This is a genomic window from Burkholderiales bacterium, assembly GCA_036262035.1.
Classification (GTDB): Bacteria; Pseudomonadota; Gammaproteobacteria; order Burkholderiales; family SG8-41; genus JAQGMV01.
Genome location: DATAJS010000010.1, coordinates 605058 through 625034, shown reverse-complemented (window position 1 = coordinate 625034; position 19977 = coordinate 605058). Strand labels below are relative to the sequence as shown.

The following is a 19977-nucleotide window of genomic DNA, read 5'->3' as shown; positions in this document are numbered from 1 at the left end:
CTCGGCAAGGCGCGCGCCTAGACGCGAATGACCGAGATCGACCCGAGGGTTCTACCGTCCGTATTGCGGCAGAGTATGAGGTACGCGTAGAGCGCGGGCCAGTCCGCCGCTTCCACGGTGATGCCGCCGTCGCTCGCGCGGATCGTGGAGAGATAGCCCGTGCTGCCGACCAGCGATGGGACGCCGCGACCGAGATAGAACCAGCTCCGCGCGTTCGACGCCGTGCCCTGTCCGCCGATGTCGTGCGGATAATCCGGGAGGTGGATCGGATAGGTGCCGGGAGTGATCGGATGTTGCGCGGTCGTCCTCGCGCGCACCTGCCCGCCGGGGAAGTTCAGACGCTGCTTGCCGATGTTGAAGGCGAGCCGCGCCGGTCCCTGCCAGCCGGGATTGCCGGCGCGCAGCCGGCCCGCCGGAACCGAAAAGGTCTTTCCCGCGTGGACGCCTTCGAGCACCTTGAAGACGTCCCGTCCGCCGCTCGCGGCGGCGACCTCGACCGCGAGGTATTCCGGCAGCATCAGCTCGACGCCCGCGGGTTCCGGCCGCGCCGCGACCCACGCTTCGGGCGGCGGGACCGCTACGTAGTGTGTGTGGACCACTGCGTCCTCCGGGTTTCGCGGATCATACGTTCACTCGAAATCGCACGCCATGCCGCAGGCGGCGTGCCTGGCCGCGGGCGTGACTCGCGTGACGTGCATCTCTGCACGGCCGCCGCCGACGTTCTGTGATAGCGTCGCGCGAAACCGTTTCCCGTTCAGCGATGCCCCCGGACCACGACTGCACCATCGTCGGCGCGAGCTTCGCCGGCCTCGCGTGCGCCACCGCGCTCGCGCGCGCCGGCGTGCGCGTCACGGTGCTCGAGAAAAAGGCGGACGCCGGCGACAAGCTCCACACCACCGGCATCATCGTGAAAGACGCGATCGACCAGATCGCGCTGCTCGACCGGCTGCCTGCCCAGCACGTGCGCCGCGTGGCGGGCGTGCGTCTGTACGCGCCGAACCTCAACCACGTCGACCTCTCCGCACCGGGTTATTACTTCCTCACCACGGATACGCCGCAGGTCATGCGCTGGCTCGCCGAGCGCGCCGAGGAAGCCGGCGCACGCATCGCGTATCGCGCGCCATTCAGGAGCGCGGCGCGCGTGCAGAGCGGCTTCGACCTCGGCGAGCACGGCGTCACTCGCTATCTCGTCGGCGCCGACGGTCCGACTTCGACCGTCGCGAAGACGCTGGGCCTCGGGCGCAGCCGGCAGTTCCTGTTCGGCATCGAGCACGAGTACGCCGGCGTGGAGCTTGCCGAGCCGAACATGCTCCACTGCTTCGTCGACCGCAGGCTCGCGCCGGGATACATCGGCTGGGTGGCCGCCGCGCCGGGCGCGGTGCAGGTCGGTCTCGCACACCGCGTGCACGGCGAGCGCATGCCCGCGGTCGCGGCGCTGGAAAGATTTCTGGAGAAGATCGCGCCGGTGATCGACCTGCGCGACGTGCAGCCCGCGTCGGTGCGCGCCGGCAGGATACCGTGCGGCGGGACGGTGAGCCCGGTCGCCGCGAGCCGCGTGCTGCTGGTCGGCGACGCGGCGGGCATGGTGTCGCCGGTCACCGCCGGCGGCATACACACCGCGCTCAAGCACGGGCTCGCGGCAGGCCATGCGATCGCCGATTACCTGGGCGGACGTCGCGAAGATCCGAGCGGCTGGTTCGTGCGCTCGTATCCGAAGTTCCGCGCCAAGCGCATGCTGCGCTTCCTGTTCGACCGCTTCCAGAGCGACGCGCTCTTCAACCTGCTGCTGCACACCCGGCCGCTGCGCGCGGCGGCGAGCGTCGTGTACTTCCATCACAAAGGGGTGTTCGATCCCGCAGGGACGAGCGCCCGCTACGCCAGCGTCGCAGAGGACTATGCCCGCAGGAACGATACCTAGCGGCGAAGTGTGGAACTGACGGTCAACCGAAGGGGGATACGATGGGACTCGCGGAAAAACGCAAGATCAAGGAGCTTCAGGAAGTCACGCTGCCGGATCGGGTGCGCGAGATCGAAGAGATCTGCGGCAAGCCGATCCCGTACGAAGTCGACTGGGGCAGCCTCGCCGACGACGCCGAGGGACTCAACTTCCTCGACAACCTCTCGTGCCACCGCCTCAACATGGCGCTGCGCACGATCTGCGTGGACGACCTCGGCAAGGAAGCGGTGCGCGAAGGCCTGAAGCTCATCAGGCTCAAGAACGTGAAGGACAAGGGCGCGATGCTTCTCACCTTCGACAACGGCGTGCTGGAGATGCACTGCGCCTACGCGCAGCGCACCGACGGCATGCACAGCGACAACGCGATCCGCGAAGCGCTGATGCAGCGTCTTTAACGGGGTCAGGTCCACATTTCGTTGAAATGTGGACCTGACCCCATTTACTACTCGCCGTCGTGCGGCGAGTGCGGTCCGATGGGGGCGTGCGCGCCGCCGCGCGGCGTGTTGCGGCGGTCGGCCGCGTGGCCGTGGTGATAGCGGCGCTCGAAGATGACGTAGAGCGTCGGCAGGACGATCAGCGTGAGGATGGTCGCGGAGATGAGACCGCCGATGACGACGACGGCGAGCGGCTTCTGGGTCTCCGAGCCGATGTCGTGCGACAACGCCATCGGTAAGAGGCCGCACATCGCGAGCAGGCCGGTCATCAGCACGGTGCGCAGCCGCACCAGCGAGCCTTCGATCACCGCCTCCTCGGGCGATTTGCCCTGGCTCTTGAGCTGATTGAAGTACGACACCATCACCACCCCGTTCAGCACCGCCTGGCCGAAGAGCGCGATGAAGCCGATCGCCGCCGACACCGACAGCGGGATGCCGGTGACGAGCAGCGCGACGATGCCGCCGATCAGCGCGAACGGGATGTTGAGCACGATCAGCAAGGCGCCGCGGAACGATTTGAACGCGTCGAAGAGCAGCAGGAAGATGAGCAGGATCGAGATCGGCACGATCACCGCGAGCCGCGACATCGCGCGCTCCTGGTTCTCGAACTCGCCCGACCAGCTCATGGTGTAGCCCGCCGGCAGTTTCACGCGCTCGGCGACGCGCTTCTGCATGTCCGCCACGACCGAGCCCATGTCGCGGCCTTCGATGAACACGCCGATCGCGATCACGCGCCCGCCGTTCTCGCGGCTGATGTTCATGCTGCCGCCGATCGTCTTGAACGTCGCGACCTGGTTCAAGGGGATGAACGCGCCCGACTGCGTGGTGAGCAGGATGTCGCGCAACTGCGTCAGCGAGCGCTCCTCGGGCTTCAGCCGCACCACGACGCCGAACTTGCGCTCGCCTTCCCAGATGCGCGTCGCCTCGCGGCCGCCGAGCGCGGTCTCGATCACGTCCTGGATGTCGCCGATGTTCAGCCCGTAGCGCGCCGCCTGCGCGCGGTCGATCTCGATGAGCTCCTGCGGCAGCTCGCCCTGGCGATCGACCATCGCGCGCGCGAGGCCGGGCACGTCGGCGATCGCGCCCATGACCTGCGCCGCGGTGTCGCGCAGCACGCCGAGGTCGTCGCCGAAGACCTTCACCACGATCTGGCCGTCGATCTGCGAGATGCTCTCGAGGATGTTGTCGCGGATGGGCTGCGAGAAGCTCGCCTGCACGCCGGGCAGCTTGTCGAACGCCGCGTCCATCTCGCGGATGATCTCCTGCTTGCTCGTCTTGCGCTTCCACTCCGACTCGGGCTTGAGATCGACGAGGATCTCGGCCATCGAGATGAGCTTGGGATCGGTGCCGTCCTCGGGACGCCCCGCCTTGTAGACGATGGTGTTCACCTCGGGGATGTTCGCGATCGCGTTGCGGATGCGGAACATCTGGTCGCGCGCCTCAGTGACCGACAGGCTGGGATGCAGCGGCACGTTGATCCAGATCGAGCCTTCGTTGAGCTCGGGGAGGAACTCGGTGCCGATGCGCGGCACCAGGGCGAGCGCGAGCGCGAGCGTGGCGATCGCGCCGCCGACGACCAGCTTGCGCCTGCGGAGCGACCACTCGAGCGCGGGCTTGTAGAGCTTCTTGCACCAGAGCACCAGCCGGTTCTCGTCGTGCGGCACGCGCTTCTTCATCAGCACCAGGCAGAGCAACGGCACGAGCGTGAGCGAGAAGATCAGCGAGGCGACGAGCGCCGAGGTCACCGAGTACGCCATCGGCGCGAAGATGCGGCCTTCGTGGCGCTGGAGCGTGAAGATCGGGATGTGCGCGGCGATGATGATGAGCATCGAGAACAGCGTCGGCCGCCCGACCTCGGACGCCGCTTCGAGGATCGTGCTCAGCCGCTGCTTGCGATCCGCGGCCGGATGCTCGCCCAGCCTTCGGAAGATGTTCTCGACCACGATCACCGCGCCGTCGACGATGATGCCGAAGTCCATCGCGCCGAGGCTGAGCAGGTTCGCGGGCACGCCGAGGAACGTGAGGCCGAGGAAGGTGCCCAGCAGCGACAGCGGGATGATCGACGCGACGATCAGCGACGCGCGCAGGTTGCCGAGGAACAGGAACAGGATCAGCGTCACCAGCATCGCGCCTTCGACCAGGTTCGTAAAAACCGTCTTCAGCGTCTTGTCGAGCAGCCACGTGCGGTCGTAGTACGGCACGATCTGCACGCCCTTGGGCAGCATCGTGCGGTTCATGAGGTCGACCTTCTGCTTGACCGCCTCGAGCACGACCGACGGGTTCTCGCCGCGGCGCATGAGCACGACACCGGTGGTGATGTCGGGATCGCCGTCCTGGCCGATCACGCCCTGCCGCGGCACCGCGCCGATGGAGAGCGTCGCGATGTGGCGCACCAGCACCGGCACGCCGTTCCTCTCGGCCACGACCACGTCGAGCACTTCCTCGGGCGAGCGCACCAGGCCGATGCCGCGGATGAGGAACTGCTGGCGGCCCTGCTCGACGTAACCGCCGCCGGCGTTCGAGCTGCCGCGCTCGAGCGCGGAGAAGAGCTGCTGCAGGCTGATCTTGTAGTACTTGAGCTTGGCGAGATCGGGGCTCACCTCGTACTGCTTGATGAAACCGCCGAAGCTCACGATGTCCGCGACGCCGGGTATGAGCTTCAGCTGCCGCGCGATCGTCCAGTCCTGGATCGTGCGCAGCTCGTGATCGGGGACGCCGGCGCCCTTGACGCGATAGCGGTAGATCTCGCCGACCGCGGTCGACAACGGCGCGAGCTGCGGCGTCACGTTCGGCGGCAGGTCGGCTTCGCGCAACCGCTCGAGCACCTGCTGGCGCGCGAAGTACGGGTTCGCCTTGTCGTCGAAGGTGAGGATGATGAACGACAGCCCGAACTGGGTGTGCGAGAACATGCGGATCGAGTTCGGCATGCCCGCGAGCGCGACCTCGATCGGAAAGGTGACCTGCTTTTCGACTTCTTCCGCCGCGCGCCCCGGGTAGAGCGTGATGACCGTCACCTGGGTGTCGGTCACGTCCGGCAGCGCTTCGACCGGCAGGTTCTTGAACGCGGCGATGCCGCCGCCGATGAAGAGGATCATCCCCAGCACGATGAACAGCGGCTGGTTCAGCGCGAACGAGACGATGCGCTTGATCGCGTTGGAGTGGGTGCGCTGGCTCATTTCTGAACGCGCCGCGGCTGCAGCATCTGCTGGAGCATGAGCACGTCGTCGATCACCACTTTCTGGCCAGGCGTAACACCTGCGGCGACCTCGACCTTGCCGTCGTGATCGTCGCCGATCTTCACGACCCGGCGCGTGTAGCGGCCGGGGCCTTCCTCGGTGAAGGCGTAGTGCTTGCCGCCCTGGAAGTACACCGCCTTCGCGGGCAGCATGATGCGCACCGGCTGCTGCGTGTCGAGCTCGCCGGTGACGAACATCTCGGCCTTGAGCTTGCGGTCCTTGTTGTCGAGCGTCGCGCGCGCCTTCAGGGTGCGCGTCGCAGGATCGAGCGCGTCGGAGACGTTGACCAGCGTCGCCCTGAACGACTCACCCTCGTACACCGGCGTGCGCACCGTGACGATCTTGCCCACGTGCACCGCCGCGAGGTCCTTCTCGGTCGCGTCGAGCAGCGCCCACAGGTGCGTGGGATCGGTGACGATGAACAGCGGCGGGGCGTTCGACGTCATCTGGTCGGGCCGCACTTCCATCCCGGGATTGATGTTGCGCTCGACGACGACGCCGGCGACCGGGCTGGCGATCGCGAAGGACTGGTCGACGCCTTTGGCGCTGCTGCCGTACAGCCGCACGCGCCCGCGCGCGCGCTCGAGCTCGGATTTCGCGCGCTCGAATTCGGCTTCCGCGGTCTGGAGATCCTTGCGCGGCGCGACGCCGGCGTTTTCGAGCTCCTTCTGGCGCTGGAGGTTCTTCTCCGCGAGCTGCACGTCGGTGTCGGCGCGCCGCGCCTCGGCCTGCGCCTGTCCGAACTCGGGGGAGCCGAGCACCGCGAGCGTCTGCCCTTTGCTCACCCGGTCGCCCGGCTGGACGAGGATGCGCGCGACGCGGCCCGCGAACGGCGAGAACACGCGCACGGTGCGCTCTTCGTCCCACGTGAGCCGGCCGTTGAGGCGCAGCGCCGGCGCGCGCTCCTCGAGCACCGGCGCGGTGCCGAGCTTCGGGGCCTTGTCCGCAGCCGGAAAGGTGATGGTGTCGCCCTGCACGACCGGCTCGGGCGCGCTCTCCTGGACGGCTTCCTTGGTGCATGCGGCGGCGAGGATCGCCGCGCTGAACAACGCGATGAACGATGTACGAATCACTGAATGTTCCCGGGAACAGGCTCGGTGGCCGCGCGCCATGCCGCGACCGCGCGCGCGTAATCGGCGAGCGCCGCCGCGGATTCGAGCCTGAGTGCGTGAAGCTGGCGGCGCGCGTCGAGCAGGTCCATGACGCCGATCGCGCCGCGCGTATAGGCGAACTCGGCGCCTGCCGCGGCCTGCTCCGCCGAATTGAGCAAACCTTCCTGGAAGCGGCGCACGCGCTGAGCGGCGTTGTCGAGCGTCGCGGCGGCCGTGCCGAGCTCGGTCAGCGCGGTCGCGCGCGCGCGCTCCACCGAGGCGACCGCGGCGTCGTAATCGGCTTCGGCGCGGCGGATCTCGCCTTCGTAGTAATAGCGCGTGAAGAGCGGCACGCTCAGCGTGAAGCCGACGCTGTTGCGCACCGCGTCGTTGGGCGTGCGGTCGTACTGCACGCCGGCGGTGACGTCGCGCGTGCGTAAGGACTGCGCGAGGTCGCGATTGCGCTCGGCGGCGCGCACGCGCTCCTGCGCCGCCTTTACGTCGGCGCGCTGGTCGACGATGCGATCGACGTTGGGCGTCGCGGGAGACTGGAGCGGCGGCCACGCGTCGCCGGCGTTGATGAGCTTCGCATCGCGCTCCAGGCCGATGAGATATCCGAGCGCGAGCTGCGCCTTGTCGCGCTCGAGCGCGATCGCCTGCGCTTCGTTGCGCGCGCGCAGCGCGTCGACGGTGATGCGCGAAAGATCGGAGCGCGAGAGATCGCCCGCTTTGACGCGGCGCTGCGCGGCGTCGAGCGTGTTGTCGAAAGTCGAGGCGGTCTCGGCCGCGATGCGGCCGCGCTCCTGCGCGAGCAGCAGATCATAATAGGCCTGGGCGAGCGCGATGCGCTGCTGCCGCGCGACGTCGTACTGCTCGATGCGCACCGCGGACGCCGTGTGCTGCGCGACCTCGCGTCTCAGCTCGCGCTTGTTCCCGCGCTCGAAGAGCTGGCTCACGCCGACGCTTTGCTCCATGCGCTTCACGAACGGACCGGCGTCCGAGTTGCCCGAGCCCATCCGCGAGTTGCCGACCGAGAACACCGGATTGGGCGCGGCGCCGGCGATCGTCACGTCGGCTTCCGCGCCGGTGACCGCGAGCCGCGCGAGCTGCAGCTCGCGGTTGCGCTCCAGCATGAGGACCTGGGCCTGGTCGAACGTGAGGCGCCGCGGATCGACCGCGGGGGAGGCCGCGTATGCCGGCAGCACCACCGCGATGAGCGCTGCCGCGGCGAGGCGCAGGAGACACGCGTGCATCTGGGATAATGAAGACGTGAGAAGACGGACGGCGATTCTAAGTGGCCGCGCACGATAAAGGCTGTCGCGAACCTGTCGAGGGCGCGCACCGGCTGCTGCTGGTCGAGGACGACGCGGCGCTGGCGCGCGGCATCGAGGCGGCGCTGCTGCAGAGCAGCTACGCGGTGACGGTCGCGCCGACCGCGGCCGACGCGCTCGACCTCGCACGCACCGAGGACTTCGACATCGGGGTGCTCGATCTCGGTCTCCCCGATCGCGACGGCATCGATCTGCTCGCCGACCTGCGCAGCCAGCGCGTGGTCTTCCCGATCCTGGTGCTGTCGGCGCGCGATGCGCTGAACGACCGCATCCGCGGGCTCGACACCGGCGCCGACGACTATCTCGTCAAGCCTTTCGCGCTGGGCGAGCTCGAAGCGCGGCTGCGAGCGCTGCTGCGGCGCAAGGACGAGCACGGGGGCTGGAAGCAGCTCGGGGGATTGCGCTTCGACGTGACCGAGCGGCGCGCGCTGATCGGCGACGAGGACGTGGATCTCACCGCGCGCGAGGTCGCGATCCTCGACGAGCTCCTGTCCAAGGCGCGCAAGGTGGTGAGCAAGCAGGCGCTGTTCGACGCGGTGTTCCCGGTCGAGACCGAGTCGGCGCCGAACGCGCTCGAAGTGCACGTGAGCCGCCTGCGGCACAAGCTCGCCGGCGCAGGCGTGACGATCCGCAGCGTGCGCGGGCTCGGCTACCGCCTCGAGGAAGGCGACGCATGAGCCGCGCGGCGGCCGCCCCGAGCATACGGCGCGAGCTGCTCGCGCGCCTCGTCGGGCCGCTGGTGCTCATCATGGCGCTCGGCGGAGGATCGGCGTACGGGCTCTCGCACTACTTCACGCAGGTCGTGCTCGACCACTGGCTGTACGACAACGCGATCTCGCTCGCCAATCGCGTGAAGTGGGAGAACGGCCGCTCGGAGATCGACCTCCCGGAAGGGGCCCGCGAGATCCTCGAGTGGGACACCGTCGACCGCCTCTATTACGAAGTGATCTCCGAGCGCGGCGAGCGCCTCATCTACAACGGCCTCATCGCCGCACCCCCGATGCAGCCGACGCCCGAGCATCCGGTGTATTACGAGTCGATCCAGTCGCGCAACCGCGTGCGCGCCCTCGCGGTCGCGGTTGACGAGCCCGGCGGCGCGACGGTCATCGTGAAAGTCGCCGAGACGCGTCACAAGCGCGACGCGCTCGCGACACAGGTGCTGTGGATCAGCGTCGCGCTGTCGATCGTCCTCGCGATCGTGTCGGCGATCGTGACGTGGCTCGCGATCGGCAGCGGCATGGCGTCGATGAACAAAGCGGTGCGCGACATCCGCACCGTGCACGCGGCCGCCCCGCTCTCGCCCATCCCGGCCGGCGCGGACGTTCCCGTGGAAGTACAGCCGCTGGTGGAGGAGATCAACACCCTCATTCACAACCTGTCGCGCGCGCACGAGCTCAACCAGCGGTTCATCGCCGATGCCGCCCACCAGCTGCGCACGCCGATCGCGACCTTGCGCGTTCAGCTCGAGATCGCGCTGCGCGAGGAAGATCCCGAGCGTCACACCACGGCGGTCAACGACGCGGTCCGCGAGCTCGCGCGCATGAGCCGCACCCTGCATCAGTTGCTCACGCTCGCCAGGGCCGACGAGAACGGCAAGGCCGAGCCGAGCACCGAGGCCCCGGTCGACATCGATCTCATCGCGCGCGAGGAAGTCGAGCGGCGCATTGACGACGCGGTGGCCGCGGGCGTCGACCTCGGCTATGCGGGCGCGGGCGCGCCGGTGCTCGTGCGCGGCGCCCAGGAACTGCTGCGCGAAGCGGTGGCGAACCTTCTGGATAACGCCTTGCGCTACGGCGCGTCGGGGCGGCACGTCACCGTCGGCGTGCTGAGCGGCGAGCCGGAGGTGTACGTCGAAGACGACGGTCCGGGCATACCCGAGAGCGAGCGCGAGCGCGTGACGCAGCGCTTCTACCGCGTGCGCGGCAGCTCGGGAGACGGCTGCGGGCTGGGGCTATCGATCGTCAACGAGATCGTGCGCAGGCACGCGGGCAAGCTCGTGCTGGAGAGCGGGGCCAACGGCCGCGGACTTCGCGCCCGCGTCAGGTTCGCGGTGTAGCCGGACGCTCCGGGATTGCTTCGTCGCTCCGCTCCTCGCAACGACTGTCATCGCGAGGCGCACGCTCACCCGTAGCCGTTCAGCCCTGCGGTAGCGGCTGAACCTCCGGCGCCGTCGGCGCTTCCTCCATCGGAAACACTTCCGCGGGCACTGCCGGCGTGGGCAGCACGAGCTTCCGTCCGTGCCTGCAGCCGATCTTCTCCCAGCGGTCTTTCTCCCGCGCCTGCGCCAGCGTCTGCCACTGCATGTTCGACGGGTCTTCGGCGCCGCCGCACACCACCGGGATCACGCGGTCGATGACGTAGCCCCTGCACTCGCCGCGCGTCTCGCCGGTGGACGGACACGGGTTCTGGAGACGGAACAGCACTTCGGCCTTGAAGCTACGCGTATCGGCGGGGGCCGCCGCAGCCACGCTTTCGCCGGCGGCCGTCAAGGCCGCGAAAAATCCGAAGATGCTCCAGAACATCCTGCGCATATAAGCTTCCCGTAAGGCGACTGCTGATGTGAGCCCGCGCGCCGCCAGAAGTTCGGACGACCGAAACGGAACAAGGGGAGGAGCGATGTTCGCACGAGTGAAGCTCGCGGCGCTCGCCGCCGCGTATGTTGCCGCGTCCGGCGGCGTGTGTCATGCGCAACAGCCGGCGTGGCCGGCCAAGCCGATACGGCTCCTCGTCGGATTCCCGGCAGGCGGTCCCACCGACATCGTCGCGCGTCTCGTCGGCGACAAGCTCGCGGCGCAGATCAACCAGCGCATCGTCGTCGACAACCGGCCCGGCGCGGCGGGCAACATCGCGGTCGAGCTTCTCGCCAAGTCGAACGCCGACGGACACACCCTGCTCTATTCGTCGAACGCGATCGCGCTCTCGCCCGGGCTCTATACCAGGCTCGGCTACGACCCGCTGAAGGACGTCACGCCGGTGACCGAGATCGGCGCCGGCTGCCTCATCTTCCTCGTCCATCCGTCGCTGCCGGTGAAGACGGCGCAGGAGTTCGTCGATTACGCCAAGCCGCGCGCCGGGCAGCTCAATTACGGCTCGTCGGGCACCGGCACCAGCACGCATCTCGCGGCCGTGCTCTTCTCGCAGCGCGCCGGGATACAGACGCAGCACGTGCCGTACAAAGGCACGGCGCCGTCGCTCGTCGACCTCGTCGCAGGCAGGACGCAGTTCCTCATGGGCGCGGTGCTCACGGCGGTGCCGCACGTGAAGGAAGGGCGGCTGCGCGCGCTCGGCGTCACCGGCGCCAGGCGCATCGCCTCGCTGCCCGACCTGCGCACGCTCGAAGAGTCGGGCTTTCCGGGCTTCGTGGTGACGACGTGGCAGGGCGTCTTCGCTCCCGGCGGCACGCCGGCGCCGCTGACCAACCGCATCAACGCCGAGCTCGTCAAGGCGGTCCACAGTCCCGACCTCAAACCGAAGATCGAGCAGCAGGACATGGAGCCCACCGGCCCGTCGGCGGCGCAGTTCGACAGGATGTATCGCGCCGAGCTCGCACGCTGGACCAAGGTCGCGAAAGACGCCGGGCTCAAGGCCGAATGACTGTCGCCTATGCAAGACATGACAACTTTGTCTGGCGAGGCGAACGTTTAGCCTGAATACGCGCTCGCGCACCGCTCAATGCGCGCGCACCACGTCGTTGCACAACGACATCGCGCTTCGTGCGCGCGCTCGTCGAACGCCGCGGCGCGCGCGCACGCTCCTTTCGAAAACCTCTTTGCTCCGACACACTTACGTCGCGGCACTGCCGTGCATGTACGCAGCGCGCAGCGACATCCGCGAAATGGCATAGTCCTTGCGAACGTGGCGGCGTCGCCGAGTCCCGCTCGGCGGAATCAAAAGACGCAGCCGACATTGCACAATTCGTTGCTTCAGCCCATGCAGCTCGTGGTCGCGCTCGCCGCGATCATCGCGCTGGCACTCCTGCGCCTGGCATGGCCGCAGCTTCTCGATTGATGCCCTCCGCCTTCGGCCGCGTTCCTTCCTTAATCAAAAGACCGCTCGCCCTGCTGCGCAGCGTGGCTGTCACGCTACGCGCGGCGCCGCCGCGGCGATGCACGCACCCAAGGAGAAGAGAGTGTTCAACAAGGATATTTTCAGCAAGAAAGACGATGCCCCCACGCCCAACCCGCGCGGAGTCGCCGTCAACATCACGCCGGACCTGCGCGGCGCCGTGCGTGCGAACGTCCAGCCGCCCGAGGAAACCGCGCAGCGCACGGTAGCCCAGCCGCCGATGCCGGCGAAGGAAGACGACCTCGCGGGCAGCAAGCTCATCGTCGGCCCCGATATCAAGTTGAAGGGCGTCGAGATCACCGATTGCGACACGCTGGTCGTCGAAGGCCGGGTCGAAGCGTCGATGGACAGCCGCGTCGTCCAGATCGCGCAGAACGGCATCTTCAACGGCACCGCGACGATGGACGTCGCGGAGATCTGGGGCTCGTTCGAAGGCACCCTGACCGCCCGCAAGCAGCTCGTCGTCTACGCGACGGGCCGAGTCTCGGGCACGGTGCGCTACGGCAAGATCCGCGTCGAAGAAGGCGGCGAGCTGTCGGGCGACATCAGCACGCTGTCGTCGGGGCACAAGAAGGACAACAACTACCAGCCGGTGAAGCAGGAGAAAGCCCAGGTCAAGGCGTAACGGCTTTGTGACCGCCAAGGACGCAAAGGACGCAAAGGGAATCCGAAGCGGTCGCTAGACAACGGATCTCGTGCTCTAGCAACGTACGGTGCGTCGCCCGCAAGGCAACGCGCCAATAGAGTCTCCCCTGCTCCTTGTTACAGCGCACGTCCCGTCGCGTAGCGGCCGACTAGCTTTCCTTTGCGTCCTTTGCGTCCTTGGCGGTCAACACATCATTCGACTTTCTCGAAGTCGATGCGCTCGTACACCGGCAGGCCCTGTAAGTAGCGCCTGAGGCAGTCCAGCCCCATCTCGACCGCGCCCAGGCGCACCCAGTCGCGGCCGCCGACGATGCGGCTGCGGCGCGATTCGACGTCGTCCTTGGTCGCGATCGCCAGGCACACCGTGCCTGCGAACTCGATGCGGTCGGCGCCTTCGTCGGCGTCGATCAGCACCGCGAGGGCGTGGGTCGCGCCGCTCCTGCGCAGCGCGGCCTTCGCCACGGCTTCCGCGGTTTCACGCGAGATGTCGGTCGGATCGGCGAGCGCGCCGACCGCCCTGAAGATTTCGTAGAGGTCGCGCGACACGACCGCGCTTCGCACCACGTTCTCCGCGCCGGGCAGGTGACCGATGCGGCCGGCGATCTGGCCGCTGGTGAACGTCTCGGCGATCGTCAGCGTCGCGCCTTGCCTGGCCAGCTCATCGAGCACGACGCCTTCGAGGGTCCGGTCGTCTTCGGCGAGGATGAAGTTGCCGAAACGCTTGCGCACCTCCGCTTCGACCGGTGCGAGCTTCTTGCGGATGTCGTCCATGTCCAGCCCGCGCGCGGTGAGCTTGGTCTCGAGCTGCGGGTAGTGCGCGCGGAAACCGAGCTTGACGCTGCCGTCGGGCGCCAGCGACTCGATCCCTGCGAGCAGCGAATCGGCGTGCGATTCACCGATGCCGTAGGAGTGGAAGCGCTTGAGGTGGATCGCGGTGTGCTCGCCGCTCTTCGCGAGCAGGCGCGGGATGATCTCGGACTCGAGCATGCGGCGCAGCTCGCGCGGTACGCCCGGCGTGAAGTAGAACCGCGCCTTGCCGATCGTCACCGAAAATCCGCACGCGGTGCCGACCGGGTTGTCGAGAAGCTCGGCGCCCTGCGGCAGCATCGCCTGCTTGACGTTGTTCGGCGGCATCACGCGGCTGCGGCGGGCGAAATACGCCTTCATCTTCTCGAGCCACTCGTGGCTGAGCTCGAGCTCCACACCCGCCGCCTTCGCCGCGATCTCCTGCGACAGGTCGTCCACGGTCGGGCCGAGACCGCCGTTGACGATGACCGCGTCGGCGCGGCCGCCGGCGAGCCGGAACGCGAGCAGGAGGTCGTCGCGATCGTCGCCGACCGTCGTCTCCCAGCTCACGCCGAGGCCGAAATCCTCGAGCTTCTGGGTGATGTAGCTGAAGTTGGTGTTGACGATCTTGCCGGTGAGCACTTCGTCGCCGGTGCAGATCACTTCGATACGCATCGCTTCTCCTCCCTTGCGGCGCGTTACGCCGCGTCGCAGCTAACGCACCCTACGCCGTTACAGGCGATGTTCTGTGATCTCGAGCTGCTCACCCGGCCGCAGCTCCACCAGCGCCATCGAGCCGTGCGACTCGGTGCCGTACGACGGCGCGGGCACGCCGGGATAGCACGCGAGCGTCGCGCCGTGCCTCATGCGCCGGTGCGCGTGCACGTGGCCGAGCGCGAGGTAGTCGAAACCCGAAGCCTCGATCTCGTCGGGCGTGATGAGCGACGAGCGCTCGCAATCGGGCTCGTCCGAGTACAGGCCGTGCGCCATGCCGACGTGCCACAGGTCGCGCGTGCGCCCCGGCGTGCCGGCGAGCGGCTTGTTCGTGCGGTCGTGGTCGACCATGCAGCGGCCCCACACCGTGGCGTGCAGCTCCGGAATTTCGACCGTCCGCCCTTCGACTTCGTCGAGCAGCGTCACGTGCTCGCCCGCTGTGGCGAAGTTCATGCGCTTCAATACCGCGCGCTCCTCCCAGCAGTCGTGGTTGCCCGCGATGATCACCGTGGGGCAGCTCACCTGCATCAGCGCTTCGTAGACGAAATCGATGACCGAGCGGTCGATGCGGTTGTGGTCGAACAGGTCGCCGGCGATGAGGAAGAGCTCGGCCCGCGTGGCGTTGACCGCGTCGACGACGCGCAAGAAGGCTGCGCGTGCGGCCGCGCCTTCCTGGCCGTTGCCGAGGTGCACGTCGGAGGTGTGTGCGATGCGTAGGGGGCGAATCATCGGCGAATCGTAGCATCCGCGCCGGTGCTGCACGCCGGCGAACCCGCGTGTGAGGCGGCCTGTCCGCATGGTGGTCGCTCACCCGGCAGGCGCGGCCGACGCCCCGCGTGCGCCGTCGCAGTTGCCCTCCGTTTGGCGTGGCCGGCGCGGCGCCGAGCCATGGTTCGCACTGTGAACGCCGCCGAGACTTTCCCGCGATATCGAGGAGCGACTATAGGCGGCGTGAGGGTTGTCGATGATGAAGCGATGCCGGTCGGGCTTTGCCCGACAGATTCACATCGCTGTTGCAGCTAAGATCGCAAGCAATATCCGGAGGCCGCGATGTCATTCGTTGAAGGTATCAGCACCGCAGGCGTGGACGTCGCCGACCCGACGTTCGCGATCTGCGTCACCGCGCTCGTGTTGCTCGTCGCCGGCATCTTCGCGTTGCCTGCGCTCGCCGCGGCGCTGAACCTGCTCCGCGCCGAAGGAGTGACGCGCTTCCTCATGCATCTCCTCCGGCGCTTCCACCACTGATCAGGCGGTAGCGGCCAGCAGCGTCCCCAGCCAGCGGCCGCGCGCGACCAGGTTCTCCTGCCACGCCTGCTCGATCTCCGGCACCGTCGAGGCGCGCACCGCCTGCGCCGCCATCAGCGCGTCGCGCCACGCCGCCAGTTTCGGGAAGCGCTCGATGATCCCCAGCGGGCGCAGCCTGTCCATGAACGTATAGCGCTGGAGGAAAGGCGCGTACGCGCAATCGACGAGCGACAGCCTGGTACCGTTGAAATAAGGTCCGTCGTTGCCGCGCTGGGCTAACGCGCCCTCGAGCTTGGCGAACGGATCGGCGATCTTCTGCGCGCGCGTGGCGAAGTCCTGCTCGCTGTCCGAATACGCGGCGTTCGAGATCGCCGACGCGAACGTCGGCACGTAATCGGTCCACGCGCGGTTGCGGGCGCGCATGACGGCGTCTTCCGGATGCAGGCGCGGCGACGCCACCTCGTCGAGATACTCGGCGATCGCGTTCGATTCGAACAGCGCTTCCTTGCCGTCGATCTGCAGCACCGGCACCTTCGCATGCGGCGATACCGCCAGGAACCATGCGGGACGGTTGTCGCGGTCGATGTACTCGATGTCGTATTCGATGCCTTTCGCGCGCAGAACGATCGCGGCACGCTGCACCCATGGGCACGTCTTGAAGCTGCACAGCCTGAACTTCGCTGCCATGTGACCCTCCTCTCCGCGGAAACCTCCATGCTGTCACACGCGGGGCCGTTTGACCATCGCGGCCGGGCGGAGCCTAGAATGGGTTTGCAGGAGCCTCATCGCGCCCACAAAACCCAGGGAGGGAGCCGCAATGCAGACGCTCACACTCGCCGGCGCGGCCGTCGCCGCACTGCTTCCCGCGCTCGACGCCGCGCACGCCCAGCAGTATCCGCAGCGCTCGGTGCGCGTGCTCGTCGGACAGGGGCCGGGCGGCGGCACCGACAGCGTCGGGCGCATGGTGTCGCAGCGCTTCGGCGAGGTGTACGGCCAGTCGTTCGTCGTCGACAACCGCCCGAGCGCCGGCGGCAACGTGGCAGGCGAGCTTGCAGCGAAAGCGGCGCCCGACGGCTACACGCTCCTCGTCGTCACGCCGACCCACGTGGTCAACCCCAGCCTCTACAGGGACCTGCGGTTCGATGCGATCAGCGATTTCGCGCCGATCGCGCTCGTGGTGTTCGCGCAGTACTACCTGTCGGTCGGCAACAACCTGCCGGTCGGGTCGGTGAAGGAGCTGCTCGCCTACGCGAAATCGCGGCCGCAGCCGCTCTCGTACGCCTCCTCGGGCATCGGCAGCGCCAACCATCTCTCGGGCGAGCTCTTCAACACGATGGCGGGCGTGAAGTTCGTGCACGTGCCGTACAAAGGCGGCGCGCCGGCGCTCAATGCGCTCATCGCGAACGAAGTGCATCTGTCTTTCACCAGCGGCGCGGCGATCCCGCACGCCAAGGCCGGACGGCTCAAGACGATCGCAGTGACCGGGCCGAAGCGCTCGATCATCGCGCCGCAGATACCGACGATCGGTGAATCGGGCCTGCCGGGTTACGAAGTGATCGGTTGGTACGGGCTCGTCGCGCCGGCGAAGACGCCCAGGCCCATCGTCGAAGGATTGAACGGGACCATCAACAAGTCGCTGCCCGAGATGAAGGAGCGCTTCGAAGCGATCGGCATGGAAGTCAGCGGCGGCGCGCCGGCCGAGTTCGGCACCTTCCTCAAGGTCGAGCGCGACAAGTGGGCGAAGGTGGTGAAGATTTCGGGCGCGAAAGTGGAGTGAGCCTTCAGTCGCTGCGAATGTAAGCGGTGCTGTCCTTCATCCAGTCGACGATCGCGCGTACCGTCGGCGTCATGGCGCTCTGGTAGCTGGCGCTGAGTTGCACGATGCGCGAGCCCGGATTGACGTGGGCGCGTGCGTACAGCTCGTTCGCGCGCTGCTCGGCGCCCGGATCTTGCGCCGGGAGAATCCACAGCATCAGCGTCTGCGGGGGTATCTGCTCGACGCTGCGCGTGAGATTGAGCGGACCCGCGGGGTCGAAATAGCTGAGGAACGAGCTCGCCGGCGCACGCGTGCGGTTGCGCCGGTTGCCCCATTGCCAGTCGAGGAATTCGAGCACCTCCTGCGGCCGGCCCCTCGCGACGAAATCCCGCGCGCGCCGCAGATCGTCCGCGAACGATTGCGCGAACAACGGGCTTTCGGGCGCGAAGCCCGGCGCGATCGCGACGATGCCGGTGACGCCCGGGCGCGCCGCGGAGCGCAGCGCGAAGTTGGCCCCCACGCCCAGGCCGATGAGATACACGCGGCGAGCGCCCTCGTTGCGCACCTGCGCGACCGCGGCATCGATCTCGCGCTCGGCATCGGGCACGCCGCGATCGTAGAACCGCCGCGCCGACCACGGCAGCTCAGGGATCGCGACGAGGAGATTCTCGCGGCGCATCGCATCCGCGAGCGCCGCGACGGTCTGCGGCGTCTCGCCGTTGCCGTGCAGGATCACCGCGCCGTTCATGCCCTGCGCCAAGGCCGGGGCTTGTAAAAGCAATGAACCGCAAAGGACGCCAAGGACGCAAAGGAACTTCAAAATCGAATTGACCGCTGAGGACGCGGAGGAAGAACGATCAAAAAGATTCTTCATGGTTTTCCTTGGCGTCCTTTGCGTCCTTGGCGGTTAAATACGCTTTTACACACCCAGGGCATAGCACGGCCTGCGAGGATCGGCGGCGCCCTCGAGCAGGCCCGTGTCTTCGTTCACGCGGATCGCGCACACCGCGCCCGCCTGCCAGGCGATCTCGGACCACGGTGCAACTTTGTGGCCCAGCTTCGCGAGCGCGTGCACCGTTGCGGCATCGATGCGGCTTTCGAGGTTCAAGCGGCCCGGGTGATACGCGTGGGGCTCGGACGACGACGGGAAGCTGTAGGTCGCGAAGCGCGGCGCTTCGACCGCCGCCTGCGGCTCCATCTCCCACAGCACCACGTTGAGGAACACCTGCAGCATCGCCTGCGGCTGGATGTCGTTGCCGGGCGAGCCGAACGGCATGTAGATCTTGCCGTTCTTCAGCGCGAGCGCCGGATTCGGCGTGAGGCGCGGCCGCTTGCCCGGTGCGAGCGCCGCGGGGTGCTCGGGGTCGGTCCACGACTGCGAGCCGCGCGACGACGGGCACAGCCCCGTGCCGGGGATGACCGGCGTCGCGCTCGAGCCGTCGCTCGGCGTGGTCGAGAACGCATTGCCCTGCTCGTCGATCACGGCCGCATACGACGTATCGGCGAGCGGCGCGGGCTCGCCCGCGGTGGGCTGCGGCAGCGGCCGCGCGGCGGCGAAGTCCTTCACGTTGCCCGCCGGCGGCATCTCCGGCCACGCCTCGGCGTCGCGGATGAGCTTGCGCCGGGCCGTTGCATATTCACGCGACAGCAGCACGTCGAGCGGCACCTCGACGAAGCGCGGATCGCCGTAGTAGCGATGGCGATCGGCGAAGGCGAGCTTGAGCGCTTCGGCGAGGTGATGGATGTACGCGGGCGAGTTGTGCCCGAGCGCCTTCAGGTCGACCTCACGCAGGATGTTGAGCGCCTGCGGGAGCACCGGCCCCTGCGACCACGGTCCGCACGCGTAGAGATCGACGTCGCGGTAGCGCGTGGTGAGCGGCTGCTCGACGCGCACGTCGTAGCTCGCGAGATCGTCGGCCGTCACCCAGCCGCCGTTCTCCTTGTGATACTTCACGATCTTCTGAGCGATGTCGCCCTTGTAGAACGCATCGCGCGCGGCGCGCAGCCCGGCTGCGCGGCCTTTAGCCGCATGCGCGGCTTCTTCGTCGACCATGTACTGGATCGACGCCGCGAGCTCTTTCTGCACGAAGATCTCGGGAACCTTCGGCGGCCGGCCGTTCGGCAGGAAGACTTCGGCGCTCGACGGCCAGCGCCGGTACGACGCTTCGTGATCGCGGATGTACTCGGCCATGAACTCGTGCATCGAGAAGCCGTCGCGCGTGAGCCGGATCGCCGCCGCCGCGACTTCGCCGAACGACATCGTTCCGTATTCGGCGAGCACCTTGATCCATGCCGCCGGCGCAGCCGGCATCACCGTGCGCAGGATTCCCGGCGGCATGGCCCCGCCGTGCTCGCGTCGGAAGTACTCGATCGAAGCCGCCTTCGGCCACGTGCCGAGGCCGTCGATGTTGATCACCTTACGCGGCTGCGCGAGGTAGATCATGATCGGCGCGACGCCCGCGAAGTTGACACGGTCGGTCTGGAGCACGCCGACGCAGATGCCCGCCGCGACGCCCGCGTCGATCGCGTTGCCGCCGGCCTCGAGGATCTGGAACGCCGCGTGCGCGGCCGAGTAATGCCCGGCCGAGACCATGTGGCGGGCGCCGGTGATGGTGGGTCTGTATGTCGCCATGTTTCCTCCGTGATACGTCATTCCCGAACCGCGACAGCGGGACTGTCGGGAATCCATGTTGACGTCAAAAGCGATTTAAATGGAT

At 67.9% G+C, this 19977-nt stretch carries 18 protein-coding genes; 8 read left to right on the top strand and 10 right to left on the bottom strand.

Features of this window, described 5'->3' with window-relative positions; all coding sequences use genetic code 11:
* Positions 1 to 17 precede the first annotated feature (17 nt).
* On the bottom strand, positions 18 to 599 hold the full coding sequence (locus tag VHP37_10875) for a hypothetical protein (GenBank protein HEX2826840.1): 582 nt from the start codon (positions 597 to 599) through the stop codon (positions 18 to 20).
* 161 nt (positions 600 to 760) lie between these two features.
* Between VHP37_10875 and VHP37_10870 the strand changes: the two genes are divergently transcribed.
* A complete protein-coding gene (locus VHP37_10870; GenBank protein HEX2826839.1) occupies positions 761 to 1918 on the top strand; it encodes an NAD(P)/FAD-dependent oxidoreductase in 1158 nt (385 codons plus the stop codon).
* Between the two features lie 41 nt (positions 1919 to 1959).
* A complete protein-coding gene (locus tag VHP37_10865) occupies positions 1960 to 2352 on the top strand; it encodes a hypothetical protein (GenBank protein ID HEX2826838.1) in 393 nt (130 codons plus the stop codon).
* 47 nt (positions 2353 to 2399) lie between these two features.
* Here the strand turns inward: VHP37_10865 and VHP37_10860 are convergent, their stop codons facing one another.
* Genes VHP37_10860 through VHP37_10850 form a run of 3 tightly spaced genes read right to left on the bottom strand, consistent with a single transcriptional unit; the run spans position 2400 to position 7971 of the window.
* Positions 2400 to 5567 (bottom strand): CusA/CzcA family heavy metal efflux RND transporter, encoded by a 3168-nt coding sequence (locus tag VHP37_10860; protein ID HEX2826837.1) that lies wholly within the window; start codon positions 5565 to 5567, stop codon positions 2400 to 2402.
* Complete coding sequence (locus VHP37_10855) at positions 5564 to 6700, bottom strand: efflux RND transporter periplasmic adaptor subunit (protein ID HEX2826836.1); 1137 nt, start codon at positions 6698 to 6700, stop codon at positions 5564 to 5566. The genes VHP37_10860 and VHP37_10855 overlap by 4 nt, the downstream gene beginning before the upstream one ends.
* The gene (locus VHP37_10850) at positions 6697 to 7971 is read right to left on the bottom strand and encodes a TolC family protein (protein HEX2826835.1); all 1275 of its coding nucleotides are present in this window, start codon (positions 7969 to 7971) and stop codon (positions 6697 to 6699) included. The genes VHP37_10855 and VHP37_10850 overlap by 4 nt, the downstream gene beginning before the upstream one ends.
* A 41-nt stretch (positions 7972 to 8012) precedes the next feature.
* Between VHP37_10850 and VHP37_10845 the strand changes: the two genes are divergently transcribed.
* Positions 8013 to 8726 carry a response regulator transcription factor gene (locus VHP37_10845; GenBank protein ID HEX2826834.1) on the top strand — a complete coding sequence of 238 codons (714 nt, stop codon included), beginning with the start codon at positions 8013 to 8015 and terminating at the stop codon, positions 8724 to 8726.
* Positions 8723 to 10105: a sensor histidine kinase N-terminal domain-containing protein gene (locus tag VHP37_10840; protein ID HEX2826833.1), complete on the top strand. Its 1383-nt coding sequence runs from the start codon at positions 8723 to 8725 to the stop codon at positions 10103 to 10105. Before VHP37_10845 ends, VHP37_10840 begins: the two co-directional genes overlap by 4 nt.
* 79 nt (positions 10106 to 10184) lie before the next feature.
* Here VHP37_10840 and VHP37_10835 read toward each other — a convergent pair whose 3' ends face one another.
* The gene (locus VHP37_10835; protein ID HEX2826832.1) at positions 10185 to 10517 is read right to left on the bottom strand and encodes an HNH endonuclease; all 333 of its coding nucleotides are present in this window, start codon (positions 10515 to 10517) and stop codon (positions 10185 to 10187) included.
* A 148-nt stretch (positions 10518 to 10665) separates the two neighbouring features.
* Between VHP37_10835 and VHP37_10830 the strand changes: the two genes are divergently transcribed.
* Positions 10666 to 11643 carry a tripartite tricarboxylate transporter substrate binding protein gene (locus VHP37_10830; protein HEX2826831.1) on the top strand — a complete coding sequence of 326 codons (978 nt, stop codon included), beginning with the start codon at positions 10666 to 10668 and terminating at the stop codon, positions 11641 to 11643.
* 535 nt (positions 11644 to 12178) lie between these two features.
* Positions 12179 to 12739 carry a polymer-forming cytoskeletal protein gene (locus tag VHP37_10825; protein HEX2826830.1) on the top strand — a complete coding sequence of 187 codons (561 nt, stop codon included), beginning with the start codon at positions 12179 to 12181 and terminating at the stop codon, positions 12737 to 12739.
* A 212-nt stretch (positions 12740 to 12951) separates the two neighbouring features.
* On the opposite strand, the gene VHP37_10820 is transcribed toward VHP37_10825, so the two are convergent.
* Together VHP37_10820 and VHP37_10815 are read right to left on the bottom strand one after the other, a co-directional pair.
* Positions 12952 to 14220 carry a CinA family nicotinamide mononucleotide deamidase-related protein gene (locus VHP37_10820; GenBank protein ID HEX2826829.1) on the bottom strand — a complete coding sequence of 423 codons (1269 nt, stop codon included), beginning with the start codon at positions 14218 to 14220 and terminating at the stop codon, positions 12952 to 12954.
* Positions 14221 to 14277: 57 nt separating this feature from the next.
* Positions 14278 to 14988 (bottom strand): DNA repair exonuclease, encoded by a 711-nt coding sequence (locus tag VHP37_10815; GenBank protein HEX2826828.1) that lies wholly within the window; start codon positions 14986 to 14988, stop codon positions 14278 to 14280.
* Positions 14989 to 15309: 321 nt separating this feature from the next.
* Here VHP37_10815 and VHP37_10810 point away from each other — a divergent pair, with 321 nt between their 5' ends.
* Complete coding sequence (locus VHP37_10810; protein ID HEX2826827.1) at positions 15310 to 15504, top strand: hypothetical protein; 195 nt, start codon at positions 15310 to 15312, stop codon at positions 15502 to 15504.
* On the opposite strand, the gene VHP37_10805 is transcribed toward VHP37_10810, so the two are convergent.
* Complete coding sequence (locus VHP37_10805; protein ID HEX2826826.1) at positions 15505 to 16191, bottom strand: glutathione S-transferase family protein; 687 nt, start codon at positions 16189 to 16191, stop codon at positions 15505 to 15507.
* Positions 16192 to 16321: 130 nt separating this feature from the next.
* Between VHP37_10805 and VHP37_10800 the strand changes: the two genes are divergently transcribed.
* Positions 16322 to 17281, top strand: a complete 960-nt coding sequence (locus VHP37_10800; protein ID HEX2826825.1) for a tripartite tricarboxylate transporter substrate binding protein — start codon at positions 16322 to 16324, stop codon at positions 17279 to 17281.
* Positions 17282 to 17285: 4 nt separating this feature from the next.
* Here the strand turns inward: VHP37_10800 and VHP37_10795 are convergent, their stop codons facing one another.
* Both VHP37_10795 and VHP37_10790 read right to left on the bottom strand, forming a co-directional pair.
* Complete coding sequence (locus VHP37_10795) at positions 17286 to 18008, bottom strand: alpha/beta fold hydrolase (GenBank protein ID HEX2826824.1); 723 nt, start codon at positions 18006 to 18008, stop codon at positions 17286 to 17288.
* A 171-nt stretch (positions 18009 to 18179) separates the two neighbouring features.
* Positions 18180 to 19892 carry a gamma-glutamyltransferase family protein gene (locus VHP37_10790; GenBank protein ID HEX2826823.1) on the bottom strand — a complete coding sequence of 571 codons (1713 nt, stop codon included), beginning with the start codon at positions 19890 to 19892 and terminating at the stop codon, positions 18180 to 18182.
* Positions 19893 to 19977 lie beyond the last annotated feature (85 nt).

What these genes read in the sequence shown, in the direction of transcription:
- VHP37_10870 (HEX2826839.1), top strand. Translation starts at nt 761, where the DNA reads ATGCCCCCGGACCACGACTGCACCATCGTCGGCGCGAGCTTCGCCGGC.
- VHP37_10865 (HEX2826838.1), top strand. Translation starts at nt 1,960, where the DNA reads ATGGGACTCGCGGAAAAACGCAAGATCAAGGAGCTTCAGGAAGTCACG.
- VHP37_10860 (HEX2826837.1), bottom strand. Translation starts at nt 5,567, where the DNA reads ATGAGCCAGCGCACCCACTCCAACGCGATCAAGCGCATCGTCTCGTTC.
- VHP37_10850 (HEX2826835.1), bottom strand. Translation starts at nt 7,971, where the DNA reads ATGCACGCGTGTCTCCTGCGCCTCGCCGCGGCAGCGCTCATCGCGGTG.
- VHP37_10840 (HEX2826833.1), top strand. Translation starts at nt 8,723, where the DNA reads ATGAGCCGCGCGGCGGCCGCCCCGAGCATACGGCGCGAGCTGCTCGCG.
- VHP37_10830 (HEX2826831.1), top strand. Translation starts at nt 10,666, where the DNA reads ATGTTCGCACGAGTGAAGCTCGCGGCGCTCGCCGCCGCGTATGTTGCC.
- VHP37_10820 (HEX2826829.1), bottom strand. Translation starts at nt 14,220, where the DNA reads ATGCGTATCGAAGTGATCTGCACCGGCGACGAAGTGCTCACCGGCAAG.
- VHP37_10815 (HEX2826828.1), bottom strand. Translation starts at nt 14,988, where the DNA reads ATGATTCGCCCCCTACGCATCGCACACACCTCCGACGTGCACCTCGGC.
- VHP37_10810 (HEX2826827.1), top strand. Translation starts at nt 15,310, where the DNA reads ATGTCATTCGTTGAAGGTATCAGCACCGCAGGCGTGGACGTCGCCGAC.
- VHP37_10805 (HEX2826826.1), bottom strand. Translation starts at nt 16,191, where the DNA reads ATGGCAGCGAAGTTCAGGCTGTGCAGCTTCAAGACGTGCCCATGGGTG.
- VHP37_10800 (HEX2826825.1), top strand. Translation starts at nt 16,322, where the DNA reads ATGCAGACGCTCACACTCGCCGGCGCGGCCGTCGCCGCACTGCTTCCC.
- VHP37_10795 (HEX2826824.1), bottom strand. Translation starts at nt 18,008, where the DNA reads ATGAACGGCGCGGTGATCCTGCACGGCAACGGCGAGACGCCGCAGACC.
- VHP37_10790 (HEX2826823.1), bottom strand. Translation starts at nt 19,892, where the DNA reads ATGGCGACATACAGACCCACCATCACCGGCGCCCGCCACATGGTCTCG.